This is a genomic window from Chryseobacterium sp. SSA4.19, from assembly GCF_022601875.1.
Classification (GTDB): domain Bacteria; phylum Bacteroidota; class Bacteroidia; order Flavobacteriales; family Weeksellaceae; genus Chryseobacterium.
This window is the reverse complement of record NZ_JAKVIP010000048.1, coordinates 1-9,783: the sequence shown is the minus strand read 5'-3', so window position 1 is coordinate 9,783 and position 9,783 is coordinate 1. Positions and strand designations below refer to the sequence as shown.

The following is a 9,783-nucleotide window of genomic DNA, read 5'->3' as shown; positions in this document are numbered from 1 at the left end:
TAGAAGAATTTAACAATCAAAACAAAACCTATCTAAATGTAGCTTAACTGATACTGGAATTTTTATTTGCATATCCACAATATCATCTAATGATCTAGAAAGATCATTTAGAAGATATGATGGTATATCCATATCAATGTCTTCATCAGATTTCAAGAGCTTTTCTTTATCAATTGTTATTTTTTGACCATCTGTAAATGATAATTCTAATGTCTTAAAATCAAAATCTTTTAGTTTAAAAAATTTGCTAGTTAATGTATAGTAAAGCATATTTAATGCTGTAGTTTTCCCTAATCCATTTTCACCGATAAGAATTTTAACATCTTCTTTAAATGGTATAGAGATATTTCTATTCCCAAAAAGACCTTTAATCGTAAATGATTTAAGATTGCTTTTTCTCATATTGTTTTGTTTATGTTATTAGTAATAATTAATATTTGATAAATCTAATATTCTTATCTCGAAAAATAATAAATATAATAAAGAAATATTTAAAATTTTTTCTATAGTGTAAATTCTTTAATTACAATAACCCATTTCACATCCTCTCTCGCTGCCACGGGCATAACACTCGTGGTCACTATTGCAAACGGATTGTTCAGTTTTAGAGTATGAGAGCACGAGCTTTAAGCTCCCGCTAGCAAAGGGAAAGTTTACTTTAATTTGAGAATGAAATTTTGAAATAAGAAAAAATCTGCGGTAAGGCAGATTTTTGGTTTATTTATCTTGTATCAACTTCTCTAGCTTTTCAATCATCTCTTTTTGTTGTTGGATGATTCTTTCATATAATTCAACCATTTTATCTAGTGGATGGAATGATGGAGAATTATTAATGACACTGGCAAATTGTGGACTTGAATGGTCATGATTATTAAATGTATTTGAAATTATATTTATTGCTGCTTCTTCATCAAAATTCTGAAAAGCCTCAACGGGTATTTTCATTACTTCGGATATTTTTTGCAGTAAAGCGTCTTCTACAACTTCTTTTTGTTCCAGTATTGATACTTTCTTCTGATTCCATTCTTCACCTAGATCAAAAGCCAATGCTTCCTGCTTGATGCCCAGCATCTCCCGAAATCTTTTTACGTTGCGTCCCTGATGTATTTTTTGTTCCATGACCAGTGTTTTTATTGATTAGTAAAGGGTAAATTTATAAAATATTGAGGGATTGGGCAAGGGGAAGCTTTTTGTTGAAAGTACGAACTTGCAGGTGTAAGCTTGCAGGCTCGCATAGGAAGTATCTTATTGATAATTTTAGGGATTACTTTTCTAATTGTAATATCTGAAAATTAACACCTAAATTTCTCATATTTTTAGATAATTCAACCAACGTGAATTTTGCAATATTAGAATCAAATTTATTGATTTCAGTAATTAGTCTTCGGCCGCTATTCGATGTATCTAAAAATGCTAGTACAAATATAATTTTCTTGTTTTTTATTTTTTCAATAAACTGTTTTTTAGTGACTGTTCCAAATTGTTTTTTTGCATTTTGTGAATATACCGTATTACCATTATTTTCTTTTACAAGGTCATAAAGCCCTTCAAGGTAATTATAGTCGTTTTTTACATCTTCCAACACTTTCCGTGCTGCAATATAGACTTGATTGCACAGATCCCGCATAGAATTATCAAATCCTTTTTTTATATGGTAAAAATAAATTTCATCTTTTTCAATTTTTAACACATCACAAGCTTCAATATTTAAATGAGTGAATTTATCAAAAACGTATGTATTATTTTTCTTCAAATAACTTGCATTGTAATTGTTTTCAGAAGAGCCTTGCCATTTACTTAGCTTTGGACCAGAATATGGATTTTCATTAATAAAATAAGATACCGCTTCATTAATAGTATCAATAAACGACTTTTTTATTTGATACCAATCTTTTTCAATTAGAAAATAATTAAGACCATTATAAATTATTTCTGAGCAAAAATGGTTGGAAAGATTTTCATTAGTTAATGTAATATCATTTTCGTCAAATGTCTCTAAGGTTGCAGATCCTACAATTTTTTTGAACTCATCAAAATTTAAAGAATTTCCGCAGATATTGCTTATTTCAACTATTACTGACTGAAATTCTCTAAATATATCATCGAAAATAATTTCTTGAAGTTTTCTTTTGAAGTAGAAACTAATTTTTGATTTAGTTGCTTGAAAATACTTATCAAATTCCTTATTACTAATTTCGATACTATAAAAAGAATTTTCATCAAGATAGTTTTGATATGCATTTTTTATCAATGTATCAAACAGGTTGTCCTTAAGAAGAGATTCTGACCTTGAAATTTTATTAACACTATTTATTTCAACTTCAGGTTCTTTTTCTAATAATTTTTCACATCTTTTAATTATATCTAACAATTTTTCAAATGAGATTGATTTTTTTAATGAGAATGAATTTTTTGCAATACATAAACTATTACTCGTTAAATCTTTTGAGCTAAAACCAAAAGATTTAATTAGAGTTTCTTTGGTTAATAAAGCATTAAGTTCATTATAAATTTTACCGAAACTATCATTTTCAAATAAATTATAATCATTTCTGAAGAACTTTACTTCGCCTTGAATACCACCTGTCAGATTTCTTTCTTTTGTTGACCTAAGAGCTTTATCATCAACTTTCACTATTCTCGCTAAAATTTCAATTCCAAAATCTGTAGTTGCAAATTCTTGAACAGTAATATGCGCATATCCTCCTGTTGATGCATATATTTTTTGAGTCTTTTTGTTCTGAAATAATATAATGTAACTTTCTGAACTTGATTTTTTTAAATTTAAAATTTCTTGGTCCGCCTCCACTATATTACTTATAAAGTCTTTCCATTTTATATTGCTTGGTGATTTCTTGTAAAATACTTTTATATCATATAAAGCATTTAAACCATCTTTCACTTTCTGTTCTTTAAATTTCTTTTTTTTTAAAAGCTTATTTAAGTAAGTAAAATCAACATTTTTCGTAATTAATTGTTTTCGTGAATTTCTTTCCTGTATCTCTTCTCTTAATAAATATAAATTATTTTGAATTTTATCGGTCATATTTTTAGTTTTTTCAAATATAAACAAACGAACTTATATATAATTATGGTTTTCCATAACAAAAATTTAAATCATAAAAACATCCTCAACCTAAAGCACCCTCATCCGCAAAACCTCATTAGTATCCTTAAAATAAACCTTATGCATCTGCATTTTGTTTCAAGTAGGGTTGTTCGTAATCTCCTGCAATGACAGAAAGTCTCTAGCAACTTGCGGGAGACTTCCTGCGGCTGCACTTTATTTCCCGCAAAATGTTTTACACTAAATGTAGAATTATTTATATTTGTTTTGAGTAATTAATACATTTTAACAAAAACAGATTTGAAGTATGAAAATTTCATTAGTGAGGTTGAGCACCAAAGATCTTGCGACTTTGGCTCAAAGAATTATTTCGAACGCACAATCAGGAAAATATCCTGTGATTACCAACCATCCTCTTATTGCAGCTTTACAGAATTCCTATACGGAATATGATCAGGTATATGCCAAGCAGGTCTACAGCGGAAAAGGGAAGGACGTAGCAACGGCAGATCATGAAAGGGATATTGCCTATTCCAATCTGAAAGCCTTCCTGAACGGATACCGGAAACTGCCTTCCGCAGCAAACCGCGAGGCAGCTGAGGATCTGTACAGCGTTTTTAAAAAGTTCGGGCTGGATCTGGACCGTCTGAGCTATTCTTCGCAGACCGCACAGATGGGAAAGCTGATTGAGGAACTGGAGACTGCTGATAATACGCAGAAAATTGCCCTGCTGTCCCTTACTACAGCATTTGCAGAGATGAAAGCTAAGCATGAAAATTTTGAGGTGATCTTTGCAGACCAGGCGGAAGCCAATGCCGAACTCCGGCAGATGACCAGCGCAAGCGCCATCCGCAAAGATCTTGAAAGGAACCTAAAATCTTACATCAATTTATTAACCGCCATGAAAGACGTTACCGAATGGGAGTTGCTCTACAGCGATACCAATGAACTGGTAAAAGCTGCAAAAAATTCTTATCAGCAGAGAGCCGGCCGGGAAACAGAATCCGGAGCATCCAGAAATGCCTAATCATCCGGTGAAAAGTATTTTAACGAAGTTTGCTTATATCTTACTCCCGCAGATCTTTCTGCGGGAGATTATATTTAAAGGAAATCTAAAACAAACTTTTAAATGATGATACATGATATCATATATTTCCTATATTTGTCTCATAAACCGATACTTAAAAATATAAGATAATGATAGCGGAAATAGAAAAATACATCGAGATCCAGAACAATATAGATGAAATCCTGAAAAATTCGCCTTTCAAAATGTCCTATATCATTGAGAAATCCGGGATTAAGAAGCCTACATTCTTCAAGAAGCTGAAAGAAAAGAGATTTACGCCCGAGGAGCTTTTGGTGATCTCAAAAATCATAGAAGTAAAACAGTGGCGCAACGAAACCAAAGAAGAGATTTTAGAATCGTTGAAAAAAACTGAGCAAGATTTCAAAAATGGTAAGGGAATTCCCGGTGAAACAGTCTTAGAAGATATGAGAAAACGTATTGAAAAATATAAAGATGATGCGTTACGAAATATCTGAAAAAGCGCAACAAGATCTTTTAAATATTGAATCTTATCTTTTGGAAAAGTGGTCAATTGATGTTTTGGAAGATTTTTTTGAGAAATTTAAAAAAGCAATTACTATTTTGCTTGATAAAAAAGTTATCTTTCAGAAGTATGAAGATACAAATTTTCATAAACTGCTTATAACAAAGCACAATTCATTAATTTATAGTTATGAAGAAGACGTTTTATATATCCACAGAATTCTTCAGAACTTCCAGGATCCGGACGAAAATTACAACGCTTTGAAATAAAAATATAATATGAAAAAAATAGGAATCATCGGTTGTGGCTGGCTCGGAATCCACATTGCGGAAAGGCTGTCTGACCGGTATGAAACTTTTGCCACCACCACGACACCGTCTAAGGCAGAAGAGTTGGAATCGAAAGGCTATCATGCTACTCTCATAAGTTTTCCGGATGAATTGGATTCGAAAATGAAAGAATGGGACGCTGCACCGGAACTGGATGCTGTCATTATCAGTGTCCCGTTTTCGGGACTTCGGGGGACACAGATTTCTATGACGGAGAAACGTCAGAATCTGCTTACTTTTTTAGGGGACTTTAAAGGTCAGCTCTTTTATACAAGTTCTACAGGTGTTTATCCCCAGGAAGAAAAAGAATTCACGGAAGACGATCAGCCTGCTGCAGAGGTGGAGAGCGAAAGTTTCATATTAGAAAAATTCCCCCAGGCCAATATCCTGCGACTGGCCGGATTGATGGGCGGGGAAAGGTTGTTGAAGAACTATAATATTTCCGGACTGGATCAGCTGGTCAACCATATCCATTACGCAGATATCTGCTCGGTAATTGAAAAAATGCTGGATAATCATTCTCAATCCAAAGTCTACAACGTAGTGGCACCCATTCATCCTACCAAAGAAGAGGTGATCAACGCGCAGAAAGATTTGCCGTATTCGGGAGAACGTAGCGATACAGGCAGAACGATATCGCCGGCAAAATTAATGGCAGAGCTGGATTTTGAATTTCAATATCCGGACCCGAGATATTTCCATCATGACCATTCTTAAATCATAAAACCTGCTTTTTAGCAGGTTATTTTTTATAATGGGAGAACTGTTTAAATTTGTAAAAAAACATAATCTCTCGTAGATTGTGGGAATTACACCCATGTTTTCATGTTAAATATACTGAATCTAATTATTGAGATTAAATTCAATCAGACTCTGGTATTGCATTATATTTTATCAGTGAAGTCATTAGTTACGTTAATCTCCTTGCTGCCGCCATTTTTTCATATTCCGACTGAATCAATTCCTTACCGTATATCTTTTCCAGTCGTCTTATGGTAAAATGCCCTTTCGCCATATCCTGGAAATGATTGATAAAAATGGTGTTTACAATCGCTCCGCCTGCCGCACCAATCGCGGGAATGGCTTGGGCTGCTGCTTTTTCTGTGACCTGGATATTAAACCGTGCTGCAATTTTCACTACAAATTTCACCAGCTGGGAAGCACTTTTGTCGGCAACGGCATTTTTGGTGACAAATTCGGCCGCATTGCCAACTGATTTAGACAGTGCTGCTCTGATGGTAAAATATCCGCTTTCGCTGGCATCATCCGCCTCGCTTTTGCCGCCTAAGGCAAACACTTCAAGACAGGCCATTTTGGTATCAGGATCATGGATGGATTCGCCTTCACTGCGGGCAATATCAATGATGGAACGCAGCATGATGGTCGTAGACAGCGGAAGCTCAATTGCAAGCGCGGGAAGTCCGAAGAATCCGCCCACAGCACCGGACGAAGCCACGCCTATTTTATGCCATAAGTTTGAAGCTTTGGAGTTCGGCGTTTCTTTCATCGTAAAGATAGCCGCATCTACTGCTTTTAACAATGCTGTTTTTGTAATGTTCCCGATTTTTCCGTTCCAGCTGGCCGGGAGGCGCTCGAGGCCCTTTTCAATGGGGGTGCCTATGAAACTTGTTATTTTAGCAGCGATACCGGGGTTTTCTAAGATCCGCATGGCTTCAAATAATTCCTGACGATGGTTTTCTGAGATATTCATGATGTGATTCTTATAAGTGAATAATGTTAGCTAATACTATGCGCATAAACCTGACACATGTATTCTGAAGGTATCAATTCTGTGCCGCTCGTACTGTCGGCCCCGAATATTTTTGATTTATGATTCCATTTTATCATTAATCATCTGACCATTAGATACATAATGACATATCAAAAATGACAATTTTTCATTTTGAGTGACAAATTTTCACGCTTTGGCGCCTGGCATATCATTTGAAAATATTCAGATGTGTTCATTAAAATTAATGTTTAACCTTTTAAAAATCGTTTGTTATGTCAATCGTAAAAAGAAACAACGGCAGCATGCTCCCTGCCAGTCCACGTGCACTGTTCGATGACTTTTTCAGCCGCGAACTTTTTAACTGGGGCAATACTAATTTTTCTTCTACTTTAACTACCGTTCCTTCGGTAAACATCCGGGAAAGCGATGAGAATTTTGAAGTAGAGGTCGCCGCACCGGGAATGGAGAAAAAAGATTTCACGATCACCCTGGAAGGCAATCTTCTGACCATTTCATCTTCCAGAAAGAATGAAACGGAAGAAAACAAAGATCAGTACACCCGCAGGGAATTCAGCTATCAGTCCTTCAGAAGAAGTTTTGAGCTGGCCAAGGATGTGGTGGATGAAGAGCACATTCAGGCAAAATATGACAACGGGGTTCTGAAGCTTACCATCCCTAAAACGGAAAAAGCAAAGAAACAGGCTCCGCGCCTGATCGAAATCCAGTAATACAATTAAATGACTTTACAGCAATTGGTTTTCCTCAGGAAAACCAATTGTTATTTAACCGATGTTTAATTTCTGAGTTTCTCTATAAATTAAATTGCTGTGCGGTATGGATACATTGCTTTTATCGATATCTGTTTTATGCCTTACCACCACCGGACTTATTTTCCTGCTTAAAAAGTTCAGGCAGCCTTACCTGATTGCGTATATCATAGCCGGAATTTTATTAGGGCCGTATGTGCTGAAAGTATTTACCGAAATCCATCAGATCGAAGTGATCGGCGAAATGGGGATTCTCCTGCTGATGTTTTTTCTCGGGATGGAAATCAATATCCCGAACCATCACAGCCTGATTCTGAAACCGCTGATTGCGCAGGGAATCAAAGTACTCCTCAGCCTGGGATTCGCCTTTCTCATCGGGCATTTTATCGGCCTTGATTTCAGGAGCACGGTCCTGGTTGCGGTTCTGTTTACCTTTAACAGTACGGCGGTCGTCAGCGAATTCCTAAAAAAACACAATACCCTTCATACAGCTTTCGGAGTTACCATTCTTAATATCCTGATCGTTCAGGATCTTCTCCTGGCACCCGTTCTTACCTTACTCAAAGCATGGAGTGGCGAAACGGCCAGGTTGTGGAATATGCTTTTACCGGTTCTTTTCAGCATTGCCGTTTTCTTCCTGTTTAAGAAGATAAGAAATGTTCAGGAAATCAGGATGCCGCAGCTCTTTTCCGGGATTGAGAATGACCATGACCTGCAGGTATTTACCGGGCTGCTGATCTGCCTCGGTTTCGGAATGCTTGCTGAACTCATCGGATTAAGCAGTGCGTTAGGAAGCTTTGTGGCCGGAGTTATCGTAGGAAGGCTGAATATGCTAAACTGGCTGGAGCATTCACTGGCACCCTTCAAAGTTTTTTTCATCACCCTGTTTTTCGTATCGGTAGGGTTGAGGCTGGACCTTGATTATGTCTATCAGCATTATGAAATTATTGTTCTGGGAACTTTGTTTGTCCTGATCAGCAACAGCCTGATGTCCGCCATTGTTTTCAGGGTGATGCGGTATGGCTGGAAAGACAGCTGGTATGGCGGCGCTTTACTGTCTCAGACCGGGGAATTCGGGATCCTTGCTTTAGCCATCGCACACAAAACAGATATTATTCCTTATGATCTGTACAAAGCCGGATTATGCATTACCTGCCTTTCCCTGCTGCTGTCAACGGTATGGATTACGGTTTTTAAATCAATGACGGATAGGAAATATTCAGATCGGCATAATTTACACCAAGAGTCTTTTTAAATGGAGCCGGAAAATACAATTTCCTATAGATTGTGATCATGTAGGTATAAATACAAATAAAAATCTGTTGAATCCAGAAACCAGATTAAAGTTTTGTACCAAAATAAAAACAGAATTTTATTACTTTCCAACCTTTTCAGCCAATCATGCATCTTTACTATAAAAGAGATGAGTATGAAACTTACGATACCTAAACCATGTCACGAAAACTGGGACACAATGACACCTGAAGAGAAAGGCAGATTCTGTTCCGTCTGTTCAAAAACAGTAAGAGATTTTACGGCTGCCGCAGATGAAGACCTTGCAGAAGCATTCTCAAGACCGTCCGGAAATGTCTGCGGACGGTTTAATGCCTCGCAGCTTAACCGGGATCTGCAATATTCCTATATCAATTCCCTTTTTGCTAAATTTGCCGTAGGGTTTGTGCTGACCTCAGGAGGTTTTATTTCCGTACAGGCACAACAGGTGGAATCCAAAACAGAATCTGTGAAAAATACCCGGATAAAAGGAAAAGCAGCTCCGGGAGTAATGAAAAATGATACGGCTTATACCAGGCATCTTATTTTAGGCGGAATTCATCCGGTAAGCCTGAAGAACAACCTTCCTTTATACGTAATCGATGGGAAAATAAGTACAGAACGTGATTTTAAGGCACTCGATTCCAAATCCATTAAAAAATTAGAAGTTATGAAAAGTGCTGTTGCGATTGATCTCTTTGGAGAAAAAGCGAAGAACGGAGTATTGCTTGTAACCACAAAACGCAAGAGAAAACAATAAAGATGAAAGAGTCATTTATCTTGAAAAATAGACGGCACAACATGAAAAAAACAGTTCGTCCTGCTTATGGAAGTTCATGAGGAAGTAGGACGGATTGTAGATGTCAGCAATTTTTTCTTTTAAACAGTATATCATCTTCAATCCTGAAATATGACATCAGAAATGTAAGATTTTAAAATGATCAGGAACTCTTTGATGTATAACCAAACAGAAAGAAGCTGGGCTTTTTTGACACTCTCCCACAAAGTGTGTAAGTTAAAAAGTCAGGGCTTAGATTTTATAATCTGAGCCTTTCTTCAAAAA

Annotated in this window: 11 protein-coding genes; 7 read left to right on the top strand and 4 right to left on the bottom strand. The window is 36.2% G+C overall.

Features of this window, described 5'->3' with window-relative positions:
* Positions 1 to 9 precede the first annotated feature (9 nt).
* From MKJ01_RS18475 to MKJ01_RS18465, 3 genes are all read right to left on the bottom strand, one after another.
* Positions 10 to 402, bottom strand: a complete 393-nt coding sequence (locus MKJ01_RS18475; protein WP_241615737.1) for an AAA family ATPase — start codon at positions 400 to 402, stop codon at positions 10 to 12.
* 315 nt (positions 403 to 717) lie between these two features.
* Positions 718 to 1,119 carry a helix-turn-helix transcriptional regulator gene (locus MKJ01_RS18470; RefSeq protein ID WP_241615736.1) on the bottom strand — a complete coding sequence of 134 codons (402 nt, stop codon included), beginning with the start codon at positions 1,117 to 1,119 and terminating at the stop codon, positions 718 to 720.
* 145 nt (positions 1,120 to 1,264) lie between these two features.
* Complete coding sequence (locus MKJ01_RS18465) at positions 1,265 to 3,046, bottom strand: DUF6119 family protein (RefSeq protein WP_241615735.1); 1,782 nt, start codon at positions 3,044 to 3,046, stop codon at positions 1,265 to 1,267.
* Positions 3,047 to 3,374: 328 nt separating this feature from the next.
* Here MKJ01_RS18465 and MKJ01_RS18460 point away from each other — a divergent pair, with 328 nt between their 5' ends.
* From MKJ01_RS18460 to MKJ01_RS18445, 4 genes are all read left to right on the top strand, one after another.
* Entirely contained in the window at positions 3,375 to 4,094 is a 720-nt protein-coding gene (locus MKJ01_RS18460; RefSeq protein ID WP_241615734.1) for a DUF6261 family protein, read from the top strand.
* Between the two features lie 170 nt (positions 4,095 to 4,264).
* The gene (locus MKJ01_RS18455) at positions 4,265 to 4,612 is read left to right on the top strand and encodes a hypothetical protein (RefSeq protein ID WP_241615733.1); all 348 of its coding nucleotides are present in this window, start codon (positions 4,265 to 4,267) and stop codon (positions 4,610 to 4,612) included.
* Positions 4,590 to 4,889 (top strand): type II toxin-antitoxin system RelE/ParE family toxin, encoded by a 300-nt coding sequence (locus tag MKJ01_RS18450; RefSeq protein ID WP_241615732.1) that lies wholly within the window; start codon positions 4,590 to 4,592, stop codon positions 4,887 to 4,889. Before MKJ01_RS18455 ends, MKJ01_RS18450 begins: the two co-directional genes overlap by 23 nt.
* 9 nt (positions 4,890 to 4,898) lie before the next feature.
* On the top strand, positions 4,899 to 5,666 hold the full coding sequence (locus tag MKJ01_RS18445) for a hypothetical protein (protein WP_241615731.1): 768 nt from the start codon (positions 4,899 to 4,901) through the stop codon (positions 5,664 to 5,666).
* A 193-nt stretch (positions 5,667 to 5,859) separates the two neighbouring features.
* On the opposite strand, the gene MKJ01_RS18440 is transcribed toward MKJ01_RS18445, so the two are convergent.
* Entirely contained in the window at positions 5,860 to 6,660 is an 801-nt protein-coding gene (locus MKJ01_RS18440; RefSeq protein ID WP_241615730.1) for an EcsC family protein, read from the bottom strand.
* Between the two features lie 293 nt (positions 6,661 to 6,953).
* Between MKJ01_RS18440 and MKJ01_RS18435 the strand changes: the two genes are divergently transcribed.
* The 3 genes from MKJ01_RS18435 to MKJ01_RS18425 all read left to right on the top strand — a co-directional run bounded on the left by MKJ01_RS18435 (position 6,954) and on the right by MKJ01_RS18425 (position 9,480).
* Entirely contained in the window at positions 6,954 to 7,409 is a 456-nt protein-coding gene (locus MKJ01_RS18435) for an Hsp20/alpha crystallin family protein (RefSeq protein WP_241615729.1), read from the top strand.
* A gap of 106 nt (positions 7,410 to 7,515) precedes the next feature.
* Complete coding sequence (locus MKJ01_RS18430; RefSeq protein ID WP_241615728.1) at positions 7,516 to 8,703, top strand: cation:proton antiporter; 1,188 nt, start codon at positions 7,516 to 7,518, stop codon at positions 8,701 to 8,703.
* Positions 8,704 to 8,877: 174 nt separating this feature from the next.
* The gene (locus tag MKJ01_RS18425; RefSeq protein ID WP_241615727.1) at positions 8,878 to 9,480 is read left to right on the top strand and encodes a hypothetical protein; all 603 of its coding nucleotides are present in this window, start codon (positions 8,878 to 8,880) and stop codon (positions 9,478 to 9,480) included.
* Positions 9,481 to 9,783 lie beyond the last annotated feature (303 nt).

What these genes read in the sequence shown, in the direction of transcription:
- MKJ01_RS18475 (WP_241615737.1), bottom strand. Translation starts at nt 402, where the DNA reads ATGAGAAAAAGCAATCTTAAATCATTTACGATTAAAGGTCTTTTTGGG.
- MKJ01_RS18470 (WP_241615736.1), bottom strand. Translation starts at nt 1,119, where the DNA reads ATGGAACAAAAAATACATCAGGGACGCAACGTAAAAAGATTTCGGGAG.
- MKJ01_RS18465 (WP_241615735.1), bottom strand. Translation starts at nt 3,046, where the DNA reads ATGACCGATAAAATTCAAAATAATTTATATTTATTAAGAGAAGAGATA.
- MKJ01_RS18460 (WP_241615734.1), top strand. Translation starts at nt 3,375, where the DNA reads ATGAAAATTTCATTAGTGAGGTTGAGCACCAAAGATCTTGCGACTTTG.
- MKJ01_RS18455 (WP_241615733.1), top strand. Translation starts at nt 4,265, where the DNA reads ATGATAGCGGAAATAGAAAAATACATCGAGATCCAGAACAATATAGAT.
- MKJ01_RS18450 (WP_241615732.1), top strand. Translation starts at nt 4,590, where the DNA reads ATGATGCGTTACGAAATATCTGAAAAAGCGCAACAAGATCTTTTAAAT.
- MKJ01_RS18445 (WP_241615731.1), top strand. Translation starts at nt 4,899, where the DNA reads ATGAAAAAAATAGGAATCATCGGTTGTGGCTGGCTCGGAATCCACATT.
- MKJ01_RS18440 (WP_241615730.1), bottom strand. Translation starts at nt 6,660, where the DNA reads ATGAATATCTCAGAAAACCATCGTCAGGAATTATTTGAAGCCATGCGG.
- MKJ01_RS18435 (WP_241615729.1), top strand. Translation starts at nt 6,954, where the DNA reads ATGTCAATCGTAAAAAGAAACAACGGCAGCATGCTCCCTGCCAGTCCA.
- MKJ01_RS18430 (WP_241615728.1), top strand. Translation starts at nt 7,516, where the DNA reads ATGGATACATTGCTTTTATCGATATCTGTTTTATGCCTTACCACCACC.
- MKJ01_RS18425 (WP_241615727.1), top strand. Translation starts at nt 8,878, where the DNA reads ATGAAACTTACGATACCTAAACCATGTCACGAAAACTGGGACACAATG.